The organism is Pseudoalteromonas sp. 13-15, assembly GCF_001468205.2.
In the GTDB taxonomy this organism is placed as follows: Bacteria; Pseudomonadota; Gammaproteobacteria; order Enterobacterales; family Alteromonadaceae; genus Pseudoalteromonas; species Pseudoalteromonas marina.
In genome coordinates, this window is record NZ_CP019162.1 from 471,879 (window position 1) to 495,539 (window position 23,661).

A 23,661-nucleotide genomic window follows, 5' to 3' on the forward strand; every position below is an offset into this window, starting at 1 on the left:
GCCCATTTTAAGTTATATATTTATGGTCACGATGAGTTATTTTCAAGACCTAAGTATATTTAGCTATCGTTACTTTGAGGTTGTAGATGGAAACCATTGATAAAATTAAACAGCAAATTTCAGAAAACCCAATTATCCTTTTCATGAAAGGGTCACCTAAGTTACCAAACTGTGGTTTTTCTTCACAAGCTTCACAAGCACTTATGTCGTGTGGCGAACCGTTTGCATACGTTGATATTTTACTAAACCCAGACATTCGTGCTGAGCTTCCTGCGTACGCAAATTGGCCTACATTCCCACAACTTTGGGTTGAGGGTGAGCTAATTGGTGGTTGTGATATCATCATCGAAATGTTCCAACGTGGTGAATTACAACCGTTAATCACAGAAACAGCGGCTAAGTACAAAGAAGCTGACGCTGAGTAATCTTATTTTGTGAACTCTATTTCTATAGTGCTGTGATAATAAAAGCCACGTTAAGTGGCTTTATTGTTTTTAGTTTTTTTAACAACATCACTTATCTGCACGGCAGGGTAACTTGCACGTTTAGACCACCACTTAATTTATTATGTAAGCTTATTTGTCCTTTATGTGCTTCAGCAATCTCTCTGCACAAAGCTAACCCCAAACCACTTCCTGTACTTTTTGTAGAATAAAAAGGTACAAGGGCATTAGCCATAACCTGCTCACTCATGCCTTTTCCGCCATCGCTTACATCTACTATGCAAGTATTACTAAAGAACGTTATATCTATGTTTATTTTAGACGGACTTGAGCCTGACTCGTGTGCATTTTTGAGTAAGTTGATAAGCAGCTGCTCAAGTTGTGCCTGATCTGCATGTAATATGCTTTGGGTGCTGCTTACTGTGTAGCTAAACTGCCATTGTCTATTCAGATCATTTAATGTGTTTTGCCAATTTATCGCTGATTTTTGTGGTGTAGGGAGCTTTGCAAATTTGCCGTAGCCTTGAACAAACTCAGTCAAGTGACTTATTCTTTCATCGATTGTTGAAAACACTCTTGCAAGGCGAGGCTCATCTACGCGGCTAGCTAAAAGCTGAGCGCTGTGTAGCATTGATGACATAGGGCCAAGAGAGTTATTGAGCTCGTGGCTTATTATTCGAATAACTTTTTTCCATACTGCTACTTCTTGGCGGCTGAGTTCACGGGTCAGTTGTTTAAATATGTACAAGTGATGTTTTTGATTATTAAGCAAAAACTCGCCAGTCGATAAATGCCAAGTTTGAGAATCGTGACTATCTATTTCAATATTAAACAAGCCATCCACGCCTTGCTCAATAGCATTAGTAAGTTGAATAGGTGCATCAGACAATAACTCGTGAAGTTGCGTGCCTTCTAGTTGTGTTTTGCTATTAAATAAAGTGCGGCTGACTAAGTTACTAAATACAACAATTTTATTATCGTTAACAAGTAAAAGTGCTTGGGGAGAGCTTTGTAATACTTTATCTAACATTAACTCTCGTTGATAAATCCACTGTTTTTCTTGACGAAGTTGTTTTGCCGTTTGATTATAAAGCAGACATAGCTTTCCTAACTCATCGTTGTTTTTATAGGCTAATAAACTAGAAAGTTCACCATCTTTAAAATTAAGTAAGCCAGTTTCTAGCGATTGCAACCCTAGCTTAATAGGCTTTGTTAAAGCTCTAGCTAGCAAGATGCTTATTAGCATAGCTGCTATGACCAACAACACAGAGTAATACAGCGGATGTTGTGAAATTATTGTAATGCTAACAACAGGTAAAACGCTGCATAAAACACATATAGCCATTATTTTTTGAGTTAACGATAAGCCACTAATAAAATTAAACATTAGTAATCAATACCCATTTTTTGTAAGCGCCTATACAGTGCTTGGCGGCTTAAACCAAATTCTCGTGCTACTTTGGCTATAACCCCCTGATTAGCGCGTATTGATTGTTCAATTTCGAATTTTGTAGGTTCTTTTTTTACGTCGTTATTTTTTATTGGCGATGATGGTGTTAGGCCAAAATCTTCTGCACTAAGCAAACCATTAGGCTTGATTACACCAACACGTTTACAGGCGTTTTCAAGTTCTCTTACATTACCTGGCCATTGGTATCGATTAAGGGCTTGCTCTGCATCAATACTTAGCTCTCTATGTGGTAAAAAGTGATTAATGAGTGGCGCAATATCATCAACGCGTTCACAAAGCGCAGGTACGTTTAACTCAATAACGTTAAGGCGATAGTACAAATCTTCTCTAAAACGACCTTCGGTTATTGCTTGTAATAAATTTTCGTTGGTAGCTGATATAACACGTACAGTTACTTTGCGCGTTTGTGTGGACCCTAACCGTTCAAATTCACCTGTTTGCAACACTCTTAGCAACTTCATTTGCCCAGAAAGCGGCAAGTTGCCAATTTCATCTAAAAATAATGTTCCACCATCGGCTGCCTCAAAACGACCGATACGTTGCTTGCTTATACCAGTATAAGCACCTGCTTCAGCACCAAACAATTCAGCCTCCAAAAGCTCTTGGGGTAGGGCGCCGGCATTTACCTTTATGAAGGGCTGATTTATTAGTGAAGAGTTTTTTTGAATAATAGTGGCAATACACTCTTTACCACTGCCATTAGGACCTGTTATGAGTGCAGAAATATCAGATTTAGCCACTTGTAATGCCATTGTGACCAATCGCTCCATTGCGGTACTTTTAAAAATAAGGCCTGCTAAGTTAGCAGTGTTATATTTATCATCTCGCTCTTTTTGTTGGCGGTTGTGCATGGCTACAAGTTGCTTAGTGCGCCCCAGCTCTATTAAATTATTAATGCACGTAAGAAGCTTGTGGTCATCCCATGGCTTTGGAAGGTAATCAGCAGCGCCTGCTTTAACAAGTTCAATAGCCGTTGACAATTCAGTCCAAGCGGTTATTAGTATAATAGGAAGGTGTGGGTTCTCTTCACGCAGCGCATAAAACAAAGTTTTACCTTCTTCGCCTGAGGTGGTATCGCTGGTAAAATTCATATCTTGAATAACGAGAGCAATGCGTTGGTACTGCACAATTTGAATCGCTTCAAAGGGCGTTGTTGCGGTAACTACATTAAAGTTATGTATTTCCAGTAGTAATGATAATGCCTCTAAAACAGCCGGGTTATCATCAACGATAAGTATTTTTTCCATGTGAATTTAATCGCTGTTTATTATTATTTAGAAAATGCTACACCGTATTTTGCCAGTGTAGCATAGGTTGGGAGCAGCGCTATATGGTTCGGGTTGCGATACTTGGCGAAATATTTGCTGCACGCTTAGCAGGGCCAAATACAGCTAGAAGGCTCATGATAAAAACCATAACGGCAGTTGCTGCGACATAGCCTAAGGGTAATGCAGCTATTGAAAAGTGTTGCATTAGCAATTGCCCAAGTATGAGGGCAGCAATAACGCCTAAAACTAATCCAGCAATGCAAATCAATGCATTTTCAACTAAAAAATAATTAACAATTGCAGATTTACGAGCGCCCAAAGCGCGACGGGTTCCAATTTGTTTGGTGCGCTTACTTATATTGAATAAGGTTAAGCCAAAGATCCCTAAAGCAGTGACAAGTAAAAGTATAGTAATAAGCACAACTAACATACGCATCATCAATGTGTCTTCAGCCATATATTGCGCTTTGTCTTGATCTAAACCACGAATTCGAATAATCACACGCTTGTTATAATTTTTAAGCATTGCGTCTTCAATCTGTTTAGCTATGTCTGCTCGCTCATTGGACGCAGTGCGAACTAAAAAGTTGCCAGATATATTGGGATTAATGTAAGAAATTAATGCGATATTATTTGGGCGGCTGTCTTTTAACCAAGGCCCTTTTGCATGCTTAATTACACCAACAACTTTCAGTGGAATATCACCAAGAAAAATCGTTTTTCCTAAGCCCTCTTCATCAGGAAAAAGCTCATTGAGTAATGCTTGAGTGACAATTGTCACATTGGCTCGTTGATCATTATCGTTGGTAACAACAATCTCATCTTGAGTAAAGTTTCGTCCTGCAACAAGCTCAATGCCAAGTGTATTAATTGCATGATCATCCGTAAAAAAGTAAGCCGTTCTTGCTGAAAGCCCTGGCTCTGGTGCAGAGTTAATACTGAAGTCAGATGAGCTGCCACTACCTGATAACGGTATGTTGTTAATATATATGGCGTCTTTAACGCCGGGTAAAGCTCGAAGCATGGCTTCATCAAGTTCAAATTGCTGATGGCTTTGAACATCTTTACCAAAATGCATGACATGAAAAGCAAGTATTTCGTCTTCCGGGTAGCCAGTTTCTTGGTTAAGGTAGGTTACTCTGTCTTGAATTATAAATGCTGCGTTACTAACAATTGCAGTGGTAATTGCTATTTGTATAAGTAGCAAAATTGCACCCACCTTAGATCGACACAGCGCATGAAAAATAGGTTTAATTTCTAATATCATTGTGTTCGTCCTTATTGGCTTTTTAGATAAATTGCAGGGTTGGTTTTACACACCAGCCAAGCAGGATAAAGCCCGGCAATTACACAAGTACTGATTGCAATAAGTGGGGCGCTTAGTAACATACTTAAATCCATAGTCGCCAAGCTTTCGTAATAACTGTAGCTCTGACGAACACCCAATAGGCCAAACTGCGCAAATACAATCCCAAGTAGCCCGCCCAAAAGCCCTAACATAGCGACTTCAATGATATGTTGCATAAAAATCTGCCGTTTATTAGCACCAAGAGCACGGCGTACACCAACCTCTGGCGCTCGACGTAAAAATTTGGCAAGTAATAAGCCAAGTATATTAGCCAAACACACAGCCAAAAACATAAAACTCAGAGCCACTAAAATTTTGTTATCTTCACTAACCACATTATTGTAAGCCATCCATTGATTAACATCTCGAAGCCCAAAAGCGAGCTCTTTACGATTAAATCGACCGAGCTTTTGCTGCTCTTGCATATAAGCTAGTAAGTAATTCTCGTAATCATTTTTTTGTTGCTCGGTCGTTAATTCAACCCAGAATTGAATCCAAACCATTTCTGACTGTAATTTGGCAGTAAAACTTCGAACATCTTCATGCTTCCAACCATTAGTATTTCCCCAATTACCAAGTTGCTTTGCCTCAAGAAGGCTAAATGGCATAAAAAGTTGTTCGGGTTGGTTAAATGCACCATTGTTTAAGTCGTAATATTTGATGGTTAGAGGCCAGTTTTTTGTAACGCCAATCACTTCGTAACTAGCATCGTCAAGGTAAATAACCTGACCCACTGAATTTTTGCCAGCAAATAACTTATTGTTTAACTCCTCGCTAATGACAACAACGGGCGCTGCATTGTCTTCTTGTTGCTGTGACCACTTGCTACCATGTAAAAATTCGAGGTCAAACATATTAAAAAATTCAGGAGTGGTAAGTCTTGCACTTTGACTAAACGGTTTTACTTTGTCAGAGTCTATGTAAACAGAAAAACCACTTCGTACCATTTTTAAACGTTGAGCACCTACTTGGGATTGATAAAGATTTGCAGCATCTTGATAAGTTAGTTGAAGAGGCTGGTTATCTGACGTCCACCATGTGCTTCCATCGTCCATTATCTGTAACTGCACACTAAAAAGCTGACTGCTCTTGTGCGGGATTGGATCGGCCGACATCATGTGATACACACTCAAACTAGTCATGGTGATGCCAATACCAATTGCTATGGCAAGTACCATTAAAAAGCTTACGAGTGGTGTGCGTTTAAAGCTACGCCAACTCAGATCAATATAATGAACCAGCATGAATTATACTCCTTGTGCGACTTTTATTGGCTGTGTACCTTGGTACAAAGTAAAGTCAGCAAGTTGTCCATCAACTACTTGAATGTTGCGCGGTGCGCGGCGGGCTAATTCACTGTCATGTGTCACCATTATAATGGTGGCGCCATCGCGATTTATTTGCTCAAGTAATTCCATCACTTGGCGAGCCATTAGGCTGTCTAAGTTACCGGTGGGCTCATCGGCAAGTAAAAAACGTGGTTCGCCGGCAAGTGCGCGGGCTATAGCGACGCGTTGTTGCTGGCCGCCAGAAAGTTGCTGAGGTAAATGTTTAGCGCGGGAGGCTAAGCCTACTTGTTCTAAACATTGCTCTATTCTACGTTTACGTTCTTTTGCTTTAATACCTCTATAACGAAGAGGTACTTCAATATTTTCATAGAGGTTTAAATCTGGTATTAAATTAAAACCTTGAAAGATAAAACCAATTTTTTGATTTCGGCAATCGGCACGTTGGTTGTCGTTTAGGTTACCCACATTTACACCATCTAAAATATAATCACCTTCACTAAAGGGTTCTAACATACCGGCAATATTTAAAAAGGTAGTTTTCCCAGAGCCGCTAGGGCCTGTGACAGCTATAAATTCGCCTTCATTTACATTTAAATTAAAGTCTCTTAATGCGTGAGTTTGAACCATTTCAGTTTGGTATACTTTACTTATGTTTTTCATTTGTAACATGGTTTTTCCTTAAATTGGCGCTGGTTGAGAGCGCTTCTAATTTAATAAAAGCGTGTCTACTTGGTTAAATTGGTTGTAGCTAGAAATTATTATTTCGTCGTTTTCATTTAAGCCGCTTAAAATTTCTACCGCGTTAATGCTGGTGGCACCTACGGATATAGGTATACGTCTTGCAAAATTTCCGTCTATTTTATATGCAACAATGCCGCCTTGTTGCATAAAAGCGCCTCGCTTTACCTGCAGCACATTTTGGCGATTGTCTAGTAAAATACGCGCGGTTAAACGTTGATTTTGGCGAATGTTATTGCTGTTGCTTGTAAAGCGAACACGTGTGGTTACTTCGCGATTATTAACTTCGGGTGATATAGCCGAGAGCACTCCCATTATTGTTTCGTTCCCTAGCTTAAGCTCTACGTCCATACCTAACCCGAGTTCGTTTGCGTAACTTTCTGGCACCTGCAACTGTGCTTCAAAATGACTTAAATCAACGAGTGTCATCAGAGGCTGACTTTGCGTGACGGCTGCTTTTTGTTGCACAAGCAGATTGCCAACAATGCCTGTCACTGTGGCCCGAATTGACAGCTCATTTACTTTTCTATGTAAGTCATCAACGATCAGCTGCTGACGCTCTACATCACTTTTAGCAGCTTGCAATTCAAATGCGAGTGTATCTTTAGCAAGTGCCACCTCTTGCTGTGCGTGTTTATAGGTAAGCTGTGCACGTGATAAGTCGTCTATTGCTTTTTCAAGGTCTATTTGGCTTATTAAATGCTTTTTAATTGATAGTTTTGCGCGACGATCTTCTCTTTGTGCTGCGTTTAATTCTACACTTGCCATATCGAGTGTTTTTGTAAGGGTTAAAGTGTCTCTTCTTGATTGTAGGTGTTGCCTTTTAAGTTCACCCTCTAAGCGTTGTAATACGGATTGTTGTTGTTTTAATTCATTGGTAAGTTCAGGGCTATGAAGTACAGCAAGCTCGTCGCCTTTGGTAACTGTATCGCCAGCTTTTACGTGCAAGCTTACAAAGCCTCTCTCTGGGCTGTAGATATGTGGTGCATTGGCGGCAACAATTTTTCCACTTGCGGCTACATCGCGAATAAGCGTTTTAATTTCTACTTTTGCTATTTGCACCTTTTCTTGGCTAAATGATTTAGTTGCATCCGAGCCTGACATAACTCCATAAGTAGCAGCAATAACAAGCAACAACACAGCGATAATTAAAAGAAAACGTTTTTTATGGTTTGCGGGTGTTTTAACTTGTATGTCTTGAGCACTGGTATCTTTAATCATTATTCAACCTTAACTAAATGAATTTATATTTTTTTCAAACATGACATAAAGTAGTGCTGCAAAAATAGCGGCTAGTGGCGAGAGTAAAAATAAGCTTAAAGTGAACATAATTCTTCCAAATAATAATTACTAAATTACACTATACGATTAGCATGCCAAAATTTAACCTATTGATATTAATATACTTAATAATTTATTTATTAAAGTAATATGTCCGCGGACACTTTATGTGTCCGCTTCGGACACATAAAAAGCAATATATAAAGAGTAGATACTGCGTTGCGGGTACAAGAAAACCAATAACGTCGGCACCACAGTGAACTCAAAGTGTAAGTGTATTTTAAAGCTAAGCTACTCAGGCGATTAAATAGCGGGGTGACATTTAAGCTTTGACTGGTTTTATTTTTCTATTTACGAATAATTAATCAAAGTAATGAGTGGTTAAATTACAGTTTTTAAGCTGAATGAAGAATAAGGAACATAATTCTACCTGTATTTATCCCTTTTATAATTCGTTAATGAAAAGGGGTAATATTATTTGCATAATCCCCACATTTTATAAATTCCTTTAATTGAATATTTATTCACTAATATTTAGGTTTACGTTTACGTAAACTGTGTTTTTATTTAGAGCTATTTTTACAAAATGTTAAACTTGACACCAGTGTCATGAAAAAATAACGATGAAAACACCGCTAAATGTTAATAAAAATGATAAAAAAGAAATCTTGCTATGAAGTGAGAAATATTCAAGAATGTGAATATGTATTCAAATTACTGTTGACTCTATTTGATATAGAGGCTAGTTTTGACCGGCTGTTAGCAAATCGTCGAGCAGTTCATTAACGCTAACAGTGAAGCAAGGGGAGGGGTCTATGTTATACGACTCGAAATTAGAGAAAGAAAATTGTGGCTTTGGCTTAATTGCCCAAGTTAATGGTCAGGCTAGTCACCGGCTTATTCGTACTGCTATTACTGGGTTGGATCGTATGCAACACCGTGGCGGTATTTCTGCTGATGGTAAAACAGGCGATGGCTGTGGTTTGCTTTTGCAAAAACCAGATAGTTTTTTCCGTGCTATTGCAAGTGAGCATAACTGGCACCTTGGTAAAAACTATGCAGTAGGCATGATCTTTTTAAATTCAGATCCTGTTTTAGCACAAGCTGCAAAGGAAATTCTTAGCGAAGAATTAGAAAAAGAAACGCTAAATATTTTAGGCTGGCGCGAAGTGCCTACCGACCCATCAATGCTAGGTCCAATTGCTGTGCAGCAATTACCGGGCTTTGAGCAAATTTTTGTAAGCGCACCTGAAGGTTGGCGTTCAAAAGATTTAGAACGTCGCTTATACGTAGCGCGCCGTCGTGCTGAAAAACGTTTAGCAGACGATGAATCATTTTACATTGCAAGTTTATCTGGGTTAGTGACTATCTATAAAGGCCTTATGATGCCTGCAGATTTGCCTAATTTTTATTTAGACTTAGCTGACATTCGTATGACCAGCGCAATTTGTGTTTTTCATCAACGCTTTTCAACAAACACACAGCCTCGTTGGCCACTTGCTCAACCTTTCCGCTATTTAGCGCACAATGGTGAAATTAACACCATTGAGGGTAACCGTCAGTGGGCTCGTGCTCGCTCGTATAAATTTTCGTCTCCACTTATTCCAGATTTACAAAGCGCAGCGCCGTTTGTTAATGAAACAGGCTCAGATTCGTCAAGCCTTGATAACATGCTAGAACTATTTTTAGCCGGTGGCATGGATTTATTCCGTGCTATGCGCATGCTGGTGCCGCCTGCATGGCAAAAAAACCGCGCTATGGATGACGATTTACGTGCATTTTATGATTTTAATTCCATGCATATGGAGCCATGGGACGGTCCTGCGGGGATTGTTATGTCAGATGGCCGTTTTGCAGCCTGTAACTTAGACCGAAATGGTCTTCGTCCTGCGCGTTATGTAATCACACAAGATGGTTTTATTACCCTTGCTTCTGAAGTCGGCATTTGGGATTACACCGCCGATGAAGTAGTTGAAAAAGGTCGAGTGGGTCCGGGTGAGCTTTTAGTAATTGATACTAAATTGGGGAAAATTTGGCACTCAGACGAAATCGACCAAGATTTAAAATCTCGCCATCCTTATAAGTCGTGGCTTGAAGAAAATGTTAAGCGCTTGACTCCCTTTGAAGAATTAAAAGAGCAAGATGCAGGCAATCGTTCATTTGACGATGAAACGTTAGCTAAATATCAAAAAATGTTTGGTTATACCAATGAAGAGTTGGATAGCGTTATTCGTGTAATGGGTGAAAACGGGCAAGAAGCGACTGGCTCAATGGGTGATGACACTCCGTTTGCTGTGTTAAGCGAAGGGCATCGTTCACTATACGATTATTTCCGTCAAAAGTTTGCACAAGTCACTAACCCGCCAATTGATCCTCTTCGCGAAAACCATGTTATGTCTTTGGCTACGTGTATTGGTAGCGAACAAAATGTGTTTAACGAAACAACAGGGCACGCTAAGCGCTTACAGTTCGATACACCTATTTTAATGTATGCAGACATGCAGCAGCTACTAAATGCAGATGAAGCGCATTACAGCTATTGTAAAATTGATATTACTTACACTGTTGAAGAAGGCTTAGAAAACGCAGTTAAACGCATTTGCGATAAAGCAAAAGAGAAAGCAGCTGCTGGCTCTATCATGCTTATTTTAACTGATCGTAATTTTGACGATGTAAACCTACCTATCCCTGCGGCTATGGCTGTAGGTGCAGTGCAAAAGTGTTTGGTTGATAACAATTTACGCTGTGAATCAAACATCATAATTGAAACGGGTAGCGTAAGAGACCCTCATCAATTTGCAGTGTTACTTGGTTTTGGCGCAACAGCTATTTACCCATACTTAGCGTATGAGTCGTTGGTAGCGATGAGCGACAGTAAAATCATCGATAAATCTTACTGCGAGGTAACCCTTGCTTATCGTAAAGCGGTAAACAAAGGTTTATACAAAATAATGTCGAAAATGGGCATTAGTACAGTCGCTTCTTACCGTTGCTCAATGTTATTTGAGGCGGTGGGTTTATCAGATGCTGTTGTTGATATGTGTTTTAAAGGTGTGGCTAGCCGCATTAAAGGCGCATGTTTTACAGACTTTGATGACGATCAACAAAGCTTACATAAGCTTGCCTTAAGTAAACGCAAGTTACTTAGCCATGGCGGTTTATTTAAATATGTACATGGTGGTGAGTACCATGCATATAACCCAGATGTAATCCAAACACTGCAGGTAGCAGTTCGCTCTGGTGAATACAGAGATTACAACGAGTATGCAAAGCTTGTTAACAATCGACCTATTTCAACATTACGCGATATGCTGGCACTTAAATTACCAGAAAATGGAATTAGTATTGATGATGTAGAGCCTGCAGAAGCGCTTTACAAACGCTTTGACTCAGCTGCAATGAGTATTGGTGCTTTATCGCCAGAGGCACATGAAGCACTCGCAATTGCAATGAACCGCCTAGGTGGTTGTTCAAATTCAGGTGAAGGTGGTGAAGATAAACTTCGTTACGGCACTGAGAAAAACTCACGTATTAAACAAGTTGCCTCAGGTCGATTTGGTGTTACTCCGCATTATTTACGTAGCGCAGATGTCATTCAAATCAAAGTCGCGCAGGGTGCAAAACCAGGTGAAGGCGGGCAACTTCCAGGTGAAAAAGTAACACCTTACATTGCTAAACTTCGCTATTCGGTACCTGGCGTGACGTTAATTTCACCGCCACCACATCACGATATTTATTCTATTGAGGATCTTGCTCAGCTAATTTTCGACTTAAAGCAAGTAAATCCAAAAGCACTTGTATCAGTAAAACTAGTGTCTGAACCAGGTGTTGGCACCATAGCAACGGGTGTAGCTAAAGCATATGCTGATTTAATTACCATATCGGGTTACGACGGCGGCACAGGCGCAAGCCCGCTTACGTCTGTAAAATATGCAGGCAGCCCATGGGAACTAGGTCTAGCTGAAACACAACAAGCCCTTGTAGAAAATGGCCTTCGTCATCGTATTCGTTTGCAAACAGATGGTGGTTTAAAAACAGGTTTAGATATTATTAAAGCTGCTATTTTAGGTGCTGAGAGCTTTGGTTTTGGTACAGGCCCAATGGTGGCATTAGGGTGTAAATATCTACGTATTTGTCATCTAAATAACTGTGCAACCGGTGTTGCAACGCAAGACGAAACACTTCGTCAAAAGCATTACCATGGCTTACCTGAAATGGCGATGAACTACTTTAAGTTTATTGCACAAGAAGCGCGTGAAATCATGGCAAGCCTAGGTGTTGCAAACTTAACAGATTTAATTGGTCGTCTTGATTTACTTGAAGCAATTGAGGGCAAAACAGCCAAACAGAAAAAGATAGATTTATCTTCTGTTATTGCGCAGCCAAACAATCCAACAGGCGAAACGTTATTTTGTAGCGCGCCAAATAGCTCACATTATTTAGGCAAGCTTAACGAAAGCCTATTAGGAAAAGCGCAAGAAGCGATAGATGCTTCAAGTGGTATTTCACTTGTTAGCCGAATTTGTAATACAGACAGATCTGTTGGTGCAATGCTATCAGGCTACATTGCTGATAAACACGGAAATCAGGGTATGGCGGCTGATCCGATAGCCATTGAGCTCCATGGCACAGCTGGTCAATCGTTTGGTGTTTGGAACGCAGGTGGCCTTGAAATGACCCTCGTTGGTGACGCTAATGACTACGTTGGTAAAGGCATGGCTGGTGGTAAGCTAGTTATTCGTCCGCCAGTGGGTTCATCATTTGAAAGTCATAAAGCTACGATTATTGGTAATACCTGTTTATACGGTGCAACGGGCGGTAAATTGTTTGCTGCAGGGTGCGCAGGTGAGCGCTTCGCAGTTCGTAATTCAGGCGTGCAAGCAGTTGTTGAAGGCGTTGGCGATAATGGCTGTGAATACATGACCGGTGGTGTTGTGTGTGTGCTTGGTAATGTAGGTGTTAACTTTGGGGCGGGTATGACCGGTGGTTTTGCCTATGTTTTAGATGAGCGAAACGACTTTGAGAAACGCATAAACCCAGAGCTTGTCGAAGTTGTGACATTAGAAGCGTTAACGTCACACCAAGAGCACCTACGTGGATTAATTGCTGAGCATTTAGAGCTAACAGGCTCATGCAGAGCAGAAAGTATTTTAGCTAATTTTGAGCTCTACTTACCTATGTTTAAATTAGTAAAACCTAAATCAAGTGACGTAAAAAGTTTACTCGGGCATCGCGCCCGTAGTAGTGCCGAACTACGTGTTCAGGCGCAATAAGGGGGCAGTATGAGCGAAAATGTATATCAATTTATAGACGTGCAGCGTGTAGATCCACGCAAAAAGCCAATTTCGTCACGTAAAAAATCATTTGTAGAAATTTACGAACCCTTTTCAGAAAATCAGGTTAACTCTCAAGCGGATCGTTGCTTGGATTGTGGTAACCCATACTGTGAATGGAAATGTCCGGTACATAATTACATTCCACAGTGGCTTAAACTAATTCGCACAGGGCGTATATTAGAAGCTGCGGAGCTTTCTCATCGAACAAACAGTTTGCCTGAAGTATGTGGCCGTGTTTGTCCTCAAGATCGGTTGTGTGAAGGCTCATGTACGCTCGATGAAGAGTTTGGCGCAGTAACGATAGGTAACATTGAAAAATATATTACCGATACCGCGTTTAAAATGGGCTGGAAGCCAGACATGTCTTACGTAACATGGACTGACAAAAAAGTAGCTATCATTGGTGCAGGGCCCGCGGGCTTGGGTTGTGCGGATATTTTAGTTCGAAATGGTGTTAAGCCTGTTGTGTTTGATCGTCACCCAGAAATTGGTGGATTACTCACATTTGGTATTCCTTCTTTCAAACTAGAGAAAGAAGTGATGCAAAAACGCCGTGAGATTTTCACTGAAATGGGCGTAGAATTTAAGCTGAATGTTGAAGTAGGTGTAGATATCACTATGGATGATATTTTAGCCGACTATGATGCAGTATTTTTGGGCGTGGGTACGTATCAGAGCATGCGTGCTGGGCTTGAAAATGAAGATGCACCGGGTGTTCACGATGCGCTGCCGTTTTTAATCGGCAACACTAACCGAGTTATGGGCTATGATGAAGCGAATCAAGCTTATATTGATATGGCGAACCAGAAGGTCGTTGTGTTAGGTGGTGGTGATACTGCGATGGACTGTGTAAGAACGTCTATACGACAGGGTGCTGCAAAAGTAACGTGTGCGTACCGCCGTGATGAAGAAAATATGCCAGGCTCTAAGCGTGAAGTTAAAAATGCCAAAGAGGAAGGGGTTATATTTACATATAATGTTCAACCAAAAGGTATTGTGCTAGACGCTAACGGCCATGTTGCTGGCGTAAAGATGGTTAAAACTAAGCTGGGTGAGCCAGATGCGAATGGTCGTAGCCGCGCAGAAGAGGTCGCCGGTTCAGAGCATGTTATTGAAGCAACGCAAGTAATTATGGCGTTTGGTTTCAAGCCACATAAAATGGACTGGTTAGAAAAGTATGATGTAGAAATAAACCATTGGGGCGGTATTAACGCACCAGAGCAAGGTGAATTTACACATCAAACAACTAACCCTAAAATATTTGCTGGTGGCGATATAGTGCGTGGTTCGGATTTAGTAGTAACCGCTATTTTTGAAGGCCGTAATGCAGCTGAAGGTATTATGGATTATTTAAAAGTTTAATTTAATATTTTCAGAAATCGACAATTTAAAAGCAAGCCAAGTGGCTTGCTTTTTTGTGTTTGAAACGAATTAGGTACCATTTATTTTTAACCATTTTAATTTCGATGATAATTTGGTTGAATGACCAAGCTATTCTCATGAATAGTTTTAAGATTCATAAACTTATAATTTGTTAAAAAAGGTACTAGTATTAATTTTACATCAGTAATACTTTAATCTTGATTTAACTGCTGAAAAAGGGGAGTATTGAGTGTTACTCAGAAAAATTGGTGATAACTTTGCTGAAAATTAACTCAATAATATAAGAAAAATAGCGCTTATTATGCATGAACATTCAAATAATCCAGAAAGAAAACTAATAGTTAGATTTTTCTCATCAATAGGCTTTATAGCAACCTTGGTGATGGGCTGCATTGCATTGACCAACAGCGATTATTTTTTATTTTTTACCTTAATATGTTCTTCGCTAATTTACGCATGGGCGCTTAGTGTTTATAAAAACCTTGAAAAGTCAGCTAGTGCTATCCTTTATAACCTTTATGCATTGATGATTTACCTTGTTTTAACTGGAGGCGCGCAGGGAACTGGTCCGATTTGGATATTCATAGTTTCGCCAGTCACATTTTCAATTAGAGGCTTAAAGCGCGGTATCGTTGATATTGTTTTGTTTTTATTAGCGGTTATATTAGCTTTTTATTGTGCGCATACCTTTAGTATTTATAACTATCAACCTGATCAATTTCCCTATCGAGTTATATTTTCATTTATTATTGTCGCAATGTTGAGTGGCTTTTATGAGAACTCAAGGGAAAAATACAATCAAAAAATATTAGCACTGAGTAAAAAAAATGAACTGTTGGCGACTATTGACCCTTTAACGGGGTTACCAAACAGACGCTTTACAATGAATAAGCTTAGTGAATTTAAATTAGCGCTCACGAAGGAGCAAACACCGTTTGTACTTATTTTGTGCGATGTAGACAATTTTAAAAAAGTTAACGACGAGTACGGACATAGTTTTGGTGATGAAGCACTCATACACTTAGCTAATATTTTAAAGCAACATATTCCTAAAAATGCCGTTGCATCACGTTGGGGCGGGGAGGAGTTTTTGATTGCAATTCCTAATGTATTTAATGCAAAGGGCGTAGAGATTTCAAATAAAATACATGCTGCGCTAAAAAAATTTCCGGTTAATACATCTTTTGCGAGCTTAAGCTTAACGATTAGTATGGGGGTTGTTCAATCCCATGAAAGCGATTCTATAGACATTGATATCAAGCGCGCAGATGAATTGCTTTATAAAGCTAAAGAGCAAGGTAAAAATAAGACTTGCTCAGAGTAGTTTTATTATTCCATTGAGAACGAATCAAGTGTTGACTTAACTTTAGCAATACGTCTTTTTAAACTCATGTAACAAAATACATTACACAGTATTTGGGTGAGCAAAACACATGTATAACTAAAAATTAAATTATTCGAATTACCATCCTGGTAACTCATTAAATTGTAAACACTAAGAATAAGCTGAACGAATAACGTTACATTTAAAAAGCTCATTAAGTGTTTCTTAAATTGTGTGTGTTTATATCGGCTAAATAAAGTTAACAATATACTAATTAAAACCAGTAGCCAGCTCACAATAATAAGAATTAAAGCAGTATTAGTAATCATATAAAGGCCTTGCTGAAAATTGAAACCCTAGTTGGTTATTAATTAAGCCTAAATTACACATGCGCTTTTTATTAACTCTTTTGCGTTTGCTTTTGCTGTTTTACTAACATTGTCGCCGCCAAGCAACCTTGCTATTTCGTCTACTCTACCATCTTTTGTTAGTGCCAGCATATTGGTAAAGGTTTCACCTTTAGCAATTTCTTTTGCTACAAAAAATTGCTGATGCGCACTACTTGCAACCTGCGGCAAATGGGTAACACAGATCACCTGAGTCGATTTACCAAGTTGCCTTAATAACTTTCCAACAGCAGAGGCTGTAGGTCCAGAAACACCTACGTCTACTTCATCAAATATCAATGTTGGTGTTGTTACTTTTTGGGCAATAATAACCTGAATGGCTAAGCTAATACGCGAAAGCTCACCACCAGACGCCACCTTAGCCAAAGGCTGAAGGGGCTGCCCTGGGTTGGTCGATACTAAAAACGAAACGCTATCATGCCCTAAAAGATTGGGGGCGCGCTCAGGATCTTCAGTAAGCGATATTTCAAATACACCATTTTCCATGGATAAATTTGCCATACTTTCGCTTATTAAGGTGTTTAAGGTATTAGCATAACTTCTGCGGCTAATACTTAGCGCTTCACTTGCTTGCTTGTAGTCAAGCAATGCATCGTTTATTTCAGAGTCAAGTTGCTCCAAACGCGAACTATTATTACTAATTGACTCGAGTTCTTTTGAAATTGACTGATGAAATTCAACTAATCCTTGCGGTTTTATATGGTGCTTACGAGCTAAGTCCATTGCGCCACTTAACCTATTTTCTATCTCTGTTAAACGGGCTGGGTCTAAATCAACTTGTTCCGTATAATTGCGAATTTCTCGGCTAGCTTCTTCTACTTGAACAGCAGCTTCTTCTAGCATTGCTGCCACACTTGCTAAGCTTTCATCATATTGTGCTAAATCTGCAAATTGTTGTGCGCTGTGCTGTAAAACAGAACACGCGCTTTGTTCTTCACCTTCATATAGGTATTGCAGCTCTTTTTGACATGACTCTAAAATGGTTTGGCTATTACTTAGCTTGTAATGTTCGACTTCAATTTGTTCAAACTCACCGTCTTGTAACGCAAACTCGTCAAGTTCTGCCACTTGGTATTCTAGTAGCTGTTTTTGAGCGGCTTGTTGTAATTGCTGTTGCTCAAGCTGTTTAAATTCTTTTTGAAGGTTGGCGAATTGTTTATAACTTTCAGTTACTTTTACAACCAAGTCTTGATGGCCAGCATATGCATCAAGTAGTTGTAATTGATGTTCAGCTTTTAAAAGGTGTTGATGAGCGTGTTGTCCATGTATAGAAATTAAATACTGGCCAAGTTCTTTGAGCTGAGATGCAGTTACTGAGCTGCCATTAATATAGCTTTTACTGCGACCATTTTTGCAAACAACGCGTCTAAGTAAGCAATCATTATCAGTACTGGTCAGAAAATGTTGCTCTAAAAAAGCCTGAGCGAGCGGGAGTGCGCTTATATCAAATTGAGCACATACTTCAGCTTTGTCTGCAGAAGGTCGTACAGCAGAGGCTTCAGCGCGCTCGCCTAAACACAATGAAAGTGCATCAATGGCAATCGATTTACCCGCGCCGGTTTCACCCGTGATCGCCGTCATGCCGTTATGCCATTCAGTGCTTAAGTTACTTACAATTGCAAAGTTTTTAATTTCTAAACCAACTAACATACTGTTCATCCATCCAGTTAATTAACTGGTAATTTATACAGTGTTTAGCTTTTTTGCAAATTAATTTTTTATTATTTAGGCAATATTAACATGTTGATTGAGTTGGTTGTTTGGGTCTTGATTTTCTGGGATGTATTCATTTTCTTCATTATCAAGGGGTTGTAGCAAGTCGTTGGTTTTAATTAATTCGATAAGGTTTGGTAACGCTTCTGAGTAAAACGTTTTGTTATACGAGATACCTTGCTGTGGAAGTTCAGACACAAAATACTGGATATTTTCTTCCAAACTTTGGCCATTGCCCGTTTGGTTCGCTTTAGTCAGTTCGTTGGATAAAGTATTGATTAATAGATCAGATACATCTTCAAGGGTTTGCAAATTCTCGTCAGTATGCTTTTGTACTACAAAAAAGTTAGAAACGATTGCTTGAATTCGAGGTGCGTATTTAGGGCGAAGAATTTTCGCTTCTACTAGCTCATTTAATTTTGACTTTAGACGGGCGCCAACTTGTGATACACGTTCGTTAAATTGCTTTTTTTGAGCTTCAATTGCTTTGCGACGATTGCTTTCTATTTTTAAGTAGGTTGCTAGAAGTGTAATTAACAGTAGCAAGGCAAAAAAAACGACATATGTCATTGCTATTTGTTCCTAAAAATTGGTGTATTATTGTTGTAATCTGCATTTTGCGCTAAAGACAACGCTTTAGCAATAAAATTAGTATAAACGACTGCCCCAATTTAATTTCGTACGTAAAACGTTGTAGTAAGAGTAGTTTTTTGGATGAATTAACCGCAATTTTTTATCTGCTTTTTTAATGACGACTTCATCACCAGGTAAAACGGCAAGCACAACGTGGCTGTCGCAGCTGACTTGCAAGCTGTCAGTATTGTCTAAACTAAGTTTTAGCCTCACTTCGTTATCGGCATCTACCACTAATGGCCTGCTTGATAACGTGTGCGGAAACATAGGCACCAAAGATATTGCATTTAGTTCAGGCGTTAATATTGGACCGCCACCAGAGAGTGAGTAAGCAGTTGATCCTGTTGGCGTAGATACAATTAGCCCATCAGAGCGCTGAGAGAATACAAAGTCGCTATTTATAAATGCCTCAAACTCAATCATATGAGCCACTTTATCTGCATGCAATACGGCTTCGTTTACCGCTAAATTGGCACTTTTTAGTTCATTGTGACGATAAACTTCTACTTCCAATAAAAAGCGATTTTCTTCAATATACTCACCACTTAGAACGTGCTCTAGGCTAGCTTCAAAACCTTCAGGGTTTAAGTCGGTTAAAAAACCAAGGTTACCTCGGTTAACGCCAATTACAGCAATGTTAAAACGAGCAAGCACGCGCGCAGCTCCTAACATGTTTCCGTCACCGCCAACCACAATTGCAAGGTCGGCTTGCTCTCCTAAATCAACCAGTTTAACAAGGTTTTCTTTGGGTACATCGACTAACTGTCCACCAGTGCGCTTTTCAACAATCACTTCAAAACCAAGTGCCAGTAGAAATGTATGCAAACGCTGCAAAGTGGCAGCCGCTTTTGGGTGGTTTGGTTTGCCAATAAGGCCAATAGTATTGAAAGGTGAGTTCATAATCTGCACACTAAAAATTTTGATGTTTGTAGAGTAACTCAAAAGCAAAGTGTTTGAAAATACAGATTTTACCTAAATGAGTATGATTCAATTTAGTTTAAAATAAATTTGTTTTATATTGTTCAACAAAGGGGAAATGACTTGAAATAGCAGCAAATGCCCCGATATACCTTTCATGCAACAAGATGTAGATATCATGAAATTAAATCCGCGCGATCAGCAAATATTTTCAGCTGTAATGAACATGTACTGTAACGGTGAGGGATTGCCCGTTCCATCAACAAAAATTGCCAAGCTAAAAAGCATGGCTGTGTGTTCAGCAACCGTTCGTAATGCAATGGCCCGTCTTGAAAAAGTAGGTTTATTGTATTCCCCCCACACTTCTGCAGGACGAGTACCTACAGATGAAGGGTTTAATTATTGGTTTGATGAGTTTTTTCCATTATCAGATATTGCTAGTTACTGGGAGCCAGAGCAAGCACAACTAGTTGAATTGGCACATGGCTTGAGTCAAAAGTATCAGGTATGCTGTTGTGTTGGTTTACCGCAAGTGAGCTCACAGCATGTATTTAGGGTTGAAGTACTTGATTTTGATTCTACCGATTGGCTTATTTTATTGATAGATCGAGCAGGCCAAAGCCATAATATTTGCATTGATAAACCACATGATGCTTCAGATACGGTTCGTTACCAGTTTGCAACGTGGTTAAATACAGTATTTAGTCAACAAACATTGATGGAAGGCTTGTATAGAATGCAAGCAATGGCAAACACAGCGCCTAAAAACTGTCATGATTCACTTACTCAATGGACACGGCAGCTAAGTCAAAAGTTAGGTTCAGACAATAGTATTGTTGTGGGTGAAAACTACCTTTATAAAAAAATAAATTGTGAGCAAAGCCTAAATATAGGCGTGTCATTTCTAAATTTTGTTGAAGATGCACTGGCATTTAAAAATGGTGTTTCGGTGATCAGCGGTAAAAGACTTCCGTTTAGTGAATGTAACGATCTAATAACCATCAGCGTTCCTTACTTTCAAAACCAAGAATACCAAAGCCGCTTTTGTATAATCTGCCCAAAATCAGCGCAAATAGAACAAATAATCCAAGAATTTAAATTAATTGAGTCATCGAACTCTTGAATCTTTTTATTCAATCCCCATAATTACCGCAATTGAAAAGAATTGGAGCATGTATTTTATGTCTGAGCAGACACAAAACCCAGAGCAAGAAGTAGAACTAAACGAAGAAATTGAACAAATGCAAGCAGATGTAGAAGCAGCCGTGGATGCCGCTGAACAACATGCAGAAGAACAAAGCCCTGAAGCTGAAATTGCGATGCTTTACGCAGAGCTAGAAGCTGCTAAGCAAACTATTGCAGACCAGAAAGACAGTGTGATCCGTGCCGCTGCTGACGTTGACAACATTCGCCGTCGTGCTGCACAAGATGTAGAAAAAGCACACAAATTTGCACTTGAAAAGTTTGCTAACGAATTACTTCCTGTGATTGATAATCTTGAGCGCGCTATTGAGTTTTCTGATAAAGAAAACGAAACGTTAAAGCCGTTGCTTGAAGGTATTGATATGACGGTTAAAAGCTTTAACGATGCTGTTGCTAAATTCGGTGTTGAAATTGTTAACCCACAAGGCGAGCAATTTAACCCAGAGTTCCATCAAGCTATGTCAATTCAGCCAAGCAACGATGTAACACCAAACACTGTGCTTGCTGTTATGCAAAAAGGCTACACATTAAATGGACGTTTATTACGCCCGGCAATGGTTATGGTTTCAAAAGCGGCTGACGCTTAATTTAGCCGTTTAACACTTTAAAAATGCCTCAAATTGAGGCATTTTTTTTGTCTTTTTTAAAATGAATTATTTGCACTAATATCGTCAGTAGTACCGCGCTAAACATGAGGCTCGAAAACGGCACAGAGCTTTGAGCATGCATAACAGCAAGAATGGGGCCTACCAAGGCACCGCTGCCAAACCTAAGCGTACCAATAACAGCAGTAGCCGTGCCGGTATTTTTTTCAAACTTCATGAGTATTAACGAATCAGCATTACTGGCAGTGACCCCTAAACTCATCATTAATGGTGCAATTGCTGCCACTATATAATAAAGCGATAAATGTAAAATACTAAAAGTTAAAAGGCACAATCCTGATATAAAGCCGCATACCAATCCAATATATAACATTTTGCGTGAACCAATACGCGGCACAATACGCGTATTTAAAAAGTTACCAAACATTAATGCCATCACATTAAAGGCAAATAATATCCCAAACAGTTGCTCCGACACTTTGTATAAGTCTAAATAAATAAAAGGCACTGAGGTTAAAAAGCAAAAAAAGCCAAACGATACAAACATTGAGCTTAAAATATCGGCGCGTGCATCGGTATTACTCAAAACAGTTTTATAACTGTCAAAAAATAAGGCTAAACCTTTTTTTTCACTGGTATGAATAGGTATATCAATTAAATATACTTGCACAAACACAAGTATTATAAAACTGTAAGCTGCTAATACTAAAAATATGGTAGACCAAACAGAAAACCCTAAAATAAAAGAGCCTACAGACGGCGCTATTAAAGGTGCAACCATCATGATCATCGATACATACGACATACCTTTTGCCGTATTTTGCTGATAAATATGCCTAATGATTCCTGGCACGACTACCGTAGCAGCAGCACCAGTGAACGCTTGTATTGCCCTTAGTGCCCAAAAAGTATGAATTTCTGTTGTGAATGCTAACGCAGTAGAGGTTAAACCAAATAATGTTAAACCAATTTTAGCCAGTTTCCGGCGGCCAATTTGATCCGCTATAGGGCCAAAAAATAACATACCCAATGAGTAACCGGCTAAATATATACTTAGCGATATTTGTACATTTGGCATACTAGTTTGTAAATTGTTCGCAATAACCAACATTGCGGGCAAATACATATCAATTGCAAGGGGTGTAATAGCGACAATACTTGCCAATAAAGGTAATAAAATACGGGTATTAAAAGACGTAGACGAGGCGCCCATACATAAACTCAAGGTAACTAAAACAAGGGCTATAGTGTAGCAGGGCATTGTATATGTATAAACGTACTTTAGCCGGAACGTTACTTACTTCACCGCAAAGTACTTACCTTAAACCAATGATTTTAAACTGGCACTGTGTTTGCTATCCTACTTGCAGTATAAATGACTTAAGGTAATACAATGAAAAAAATGGTATTGGCACTAGTAGCAACGGCTGTTTTAGCAGGGTGTAAAACATCGCCAACAGGGCGTACTCAAATAGCGCTTTATTCGGATCAGCAAATGAGCGAAATGGGTACGGCTAGCTTTGCTGACATGAAAAAAAATCAGCCAATTAATAAAAATCCAAAAACCAATACATATGTAAATTGTATTGCTGAAAAAGTAATTGCCGTTTTACCTAATGAGTATGCATCTCAAAACTGGGAAGTGGTGGTATTTGAAGATGATTCAGCAAATGCATTTGCTTTGCCTGGCGGTTATATTGGTGTTCATACCGGATTACTAAAAATAGCGACTAACCAAGATCAAGTTGCCACCGTTTTAGGGCATGAAGTAGGACACGTAATTGCAGAACACTCTAATGAACGTGTATCACAAAGCTCGTTGTTAAGTACGGGAATGCAATTGGGTAGTGTTGCGCTTGAAATGGGTAACGTGCAGTACCGTAATGAAATTATGCAAGGGCTCGGATTAGGCGCTCAATATGGTGTGGTTTTACCGTTTAGCCGTTCTCATGAATCTGAGGCCGATACCATTGGTCTTGATTTAATGGCTAAGGCGGGTTTCAACCCAAAAGAGTCGGTTACGCTTTGGGAAAACATGAGTAAAGCGGGAAGCGGTGCAACGCCTGAGTTTTTGTCTACACACCCAGCACCAACGAGTCGTATTAATAATTTGCAGTCGCAAATGACAAAAGCATTAAGTGAGCAAAGTACTGCAAACTCGCAAGGAAAAAGGCCACAGTGCTCACTTTAGTTGAGCTCTTAACAGTATAAAGCAGTGGCGTATAGTGTTGATGCGCTAATAAAATAAAACCCCTGAATGTAAAATACTTTCAGGGGTTTTATTTTGTCGGTTATGTGTAT

The 23,661-nt window shown here is 39.4% G+C and carries 17 protein-coding genes; 7 read left to right on the plus strand and 10 right to left on the minus strand.

Annotated features, from left to right (window positions below):
* Positions 1-86: 86 nt before the first annotated feature.
* Positions 87-425, plus strand: a complete 339-nt coding sequence (locus ATS72_RS02345) for a Grx4 family monothiol glutaredoxin (RefSeq protein ID WP_006792409.1) — start codon at positions 87-89, stop codon at positions 423-425.
* A 91-nt stretch (positions 426-516) separates the two neighbouring features.
* Here ATS72_RS02345 and ATS72_RS02350 read toward each other — a convergent pair whose 3' ends face one another.
* From ATS72_RS02350 to ATS72_RS02375, 6 genes are all read right to left on the minus strand, one after another.
* Positions 517-1,830 carry a sensor histidine kinase gene (locus tag ATS72_RS02350; RefSeq protein ID WP_058428708.1) on the minus strand — a complete coding sequence of 438 codons (1,314 nt, stop codon included), beginning with the start codon at positions 1,828-1,830 and terminating at the stop codon, positions 517-519.
* The gene (locus ATS72_RS02355; protein ID WP_058428709.1) at positions 1,830-3,161 is read right to left on the minus strand and encodes a sigma-54-dependent transcriptional regulator; all 1,332 of its coding nucleotides are present in this window, start codon (positions 3,159-3,161) and stop codon (positions 1,830-1,832) included. Before ATS72_RS02355 ends, ATS72_RS02350 begins: the two co-directional genes overlap by 1 nt.
* A gap of 79 nt (positions 3,162-3,240) precedes the next feature.
* A complete protein-coding gene (locus tag ATS72_RS02360) occupies positions 3,241-4,449 on the minus strand; it encodes an ABC transporter permease (protein WP_058428710.1) in 1,209 nt (402 codons plus the stop codon).
* An 11-nt stretch (positions 4,450-4,460) separates the two neighbouring features.
* Positions 4,461-5,774, minus strand: a complete 1,314-nt coding sequence (locus tag ATS72_RS02365; protein WP_058428711.1) for an ABC transporter permease — start codon at positions 5,772-5,774, stop codon at positions 4,461-4,463.
* A 3-nt stretch (positions 5,775-5,777) separates the two neighbouring features.
* A complete protein-coding gene (locus ATS72_RS02370) occupies positions 5,778-6,488 on the minus strand; it encodes an ABC transporter ATP-binding protein (protein WP_058428712.1) in 711 nt (236 codons plus the stop codon).
* Positions 6,489-6,524: 36 nt separating this feature from the next.
* Complete coding sequence (locus ATS72_RS02375; protein WP_058428713.1) at positions 6,525-7,778, minus strand: efflux RND transporter periplasmic adaptor subunit; 1,254 nt, start codon at positions 7,776-7,778, stop codon at positions 6,525-6,527.
* A gap of 875 nt (positions 7,779-8,653) precedes the next feature.
* Between ATS72_RS02375 and gltB the strand changes: the two genes are divergently transcribed.
* From gltB to ATS72_RS02390, 3 genes are all read left to right on the plus strand, one after another.
* Positions 8,654-13,111, plus strand: a complete 4,458-nt coding sequence (gene gltB, locus ATS72_RS02380; protein ID WP_058428714.1) for a glutamate synthase large subunit — start codon at positions 8,654-8,656, stop codon at positions 13,109-13,111.
* Between the two features lie 9 nt (positions 13,112-13,120).
* Positions 13,121-14,536 (plus strand): FAD-dependent oxidoreductase, encoded by a 1,416-nt coding sequence (locus ATS72_RS02385; protein ID WP_006792417.1) that lies wholly within the window; start codon positions 13,121-13,123, stop codon positions 14,534-14,536.
* Positions 14,537-14,858: 322 nt separating this feature from the next.
* A complete protein-coding gene (locus tag ATS72_RS02390) occupies positions 14,859-15,881 on the plus strand; it encodes a GGDEF domain-containing protein (RefSeq protein WP_235591546.1) in 1,023 nt (340 codons plus the stop codon).
* Positions 15,882-16,258: 377 nt separating this feature from the next.
* On the opposite strand, the gene recN is transcribed toward ATS72_RS02390, so the two are convergent.
* The 3 genes from recN to nadK all read right to left on the minus strand — a co-directional run bounded on the left by recN (position 16,259) and on the right by nadK (position 19,534).
* Positions 16,259-17,938, minus strand: coding sequence for a DNA repair protein RecN (gene recN / locus ATS72_RS02400; protein ID WP_058428717.1), 1,680 nt, complete (start codon positions 17,936-17,938; stop codon positions 16,259-16,261).
* Positions 17,939-18,013: 75 nt separating this feature from the next.
* On the minus strand, positions 18,014-18,571 hold the full coding sequence (locus tag ATS72_RS02405) for a hypothetical protein (protein WP_010557610.1): 558 nt from the start codon (positions 18,569-18,571) through the stop codon (positions 18,014-18,016).
* Between the two features lie 78 nt (positions 18,572-18,649).
* The gene (gene nadK, locus ATS72_RS02410) at positions 18,650-19,534 is read right to left on the minus strand and encodes an NAD(+) kinase (protein ID WP_010557611.1); all 885 of its coding nucleotides are present in this window, start codon (positions 19,532-19,534) and stop codon (positions 18,650-18,652) included.
* Positions 19,535-19,709: 175 nt separating this feature from the next.
* Here nadK and ATS72_RS02415 point away from each other — a divergent pair, with 175 nt between their 5' ends.
* Positions 19,710-20,675 (plus strand): HrcA family transcriptional regulator, encoded by a 966-nt coding sequence (locus ATS72_RS02415; RefSeq protein ID WP_058428718.1) that lies wholly within the window; start codon positions 19,710-19,712, stop codon positions 20,673-20,675.
* A gap of 58 nt (positions 20,676-20,733) precedes the next feature.
* Entirely contained in the window at positions 20,734-21,342 is a 609-nt protein-coding gene (gene grpE, locus ATS72_RS02420) for a nucleotide exchange factor GrpE (protein ID WP_058429167.1), read from the plus strand.
* A 28-nt stretch (positions 21,343-21,370) separates the two neighbouring features.
* Here the strand turns inward: grpE and ATS72_RS02425 are convergent, their stop codons facing one another.
* The gene (locus tag ATS72_RS02425) at positions 21,371-22,573 is read right to left on the minus strand and encodes a Bcr/CflA family efflux MFS transporter (RefSeq protein WP_058428719.1); all 1,203 of its coding nucleotides are present in this window, start codon (positions 22,571-22,573) and stop codon (positions 21,371-21,373) included.
* Between the two features lie 180 nt (positions 22,574-22,753).
* Between ATS72_RS02425 and ATS72_RS02430 the strand changes: the two genes are divergently transcribed.
* Entirely contained in the window at positions 22,754-23,551 is a 798-nt protein-coding gene (locus ATS72_RS02430; RefSeq protein ID WP_058428720.1) for a M48 family metalloprotease, read from the plus strand.
* Positions 23,552-23,661: the final 110 nt, after the last annotated feature.